Annotated in this window: 1 protein-coding gene; it reads left to right on the top strand. The window is 73.4% G+C overall.

What is annotated here, in order from left to right; all coding sequences use genetic code 11:
* The first annotated feature begins 129 nt into the window (after positions 1 to 129).
* Positions 130 to 1,371: a glycerate kinase gene (locus tag JNJ68_RS19320; protein ID WP_294985380.1), complete on the top strand. Its 1,242-nt coding sequence runs from the start codon at positions 130 to 132 to the stop codon at positions 1,369 to 1,371.

Consider the following 1,371-nt stretch of genomic DNA (forward strand, 5'->3'; position numbering starts at 1 on the left):
CGACATCGCCGGTTTTGGTCGGCGGATGGCGGAAACGGTGTTGGGTTGGCTGGAAGAGGGTCGTCGCCCGCCTGCGGAAACCGTTACAGCTGTGACATTGATTCCCCGCGCGTCGAGCCAGTCGTGATGATGAGAGACCCCGCCGCCTTCCTGCGCCAGCTTTTCGACCGCGCGGTCGAGGTCGCCGATCCGATGCGCTCGCTGGCCCGGTTCCTGCCGGACAGGCCCGGGGGCCGGCTGCTGGTGATCGGTGCGGGGAAAGCCTCTGCCCGGATGGCCGAGGCGGTCGAGGCCGAATGGGGCCCCTGCGCGGGGCTGGTCATCACCCGCTACGGCTACGGCCGCCCCTGCCGGGGGATCGAGATTGTCGAGGCGGCCCATCCGGTCCCCGACCAGGCCGGGGTGGATGCCACGCGGCGGATGCTCGCGCTGCTGCACGGGCTAAAGGAAGAGGACACCGTCCTCGCGCTGATCTCCGGCGGCGCCTCTGCGCTCCTCTGCGCCCCGGCGGAGGGCATGACGCTGGCCGAGAAGCAGGCGGTCAACGCCGCGCTGCTCGCCTCCGGTGCGCCGATCTCGGCGATGAACACGGTCCGCAAGCACCTTTCCCGCGTGAAGGGGGGGCAGCTTGCCGCGGCGGCCTATCCTGCGAAGCTGCTCGCCCTGATGATCTCGGATGTGCCCGGCGACGATCCGGCCTTCATCGGCTCCGGTCCCACGGTTGGCGACGCCACCACGCCGCAGGATGCCCGGGCGATCCTCGAGCGCTGGGCCATCCCCGTGCCCCCCTCCGCCCGCGCCGCGCTGGCCCGCTCCGGGGTGGTGCCGCCCGGCGATCCGCGCCTTGCCCGCAGCGAGAACGTGATCTACGCCGCCCCCGCCCAGTCGCTTGCCGCCGCCGCCGACCTTGCCGCCCCCCTGGCCGAGGTCCGTACCCTCGGCGACCGGCTGGAGGGCGAGGCGCGGGAGGTGGCCCGCGAGCAGGCCGCGCTGGCCTTGGGCGTGGCTGCCAGCCTCAAGCCCGGCGACCGGCCCGTGCTCCTCCTCTCCGGGGGCGAGTTGACCGTGACCCGGCGGGGCGACGGGACAGGCGGCCCGAATGCCGAATTCTGCCTCGCCCTGGCGCTGGCGCTGGACGGGCACCCGCGGATCCACGCGCTTGCCTGCGACACCGACGGGGTGGACGGCGCCGCCGAAGTTGCTGGCGCCGTGATCGGCCCCGACACGCTCGCCACCCCCGGCGCCGCCGAGGCGCTGGCCCGCAACGACGCCCACGGCTTCTTCGCCCGCGCGGCCGCGCAGGTCGTCACCGGCCCCACCCTCACCAACGTCAACGACTTCCGCGCAATCCTCATCCTGCCACCAGGGTGA

Source organism: Tabrizicola sp., assembly GCF_016793705.1.
Classification (GTDB): Bacteria; Pseudomonadota; Alphaproteobacteria; order Rhodobacterales; family Rhodobacteraceae; genus Tabrizicola.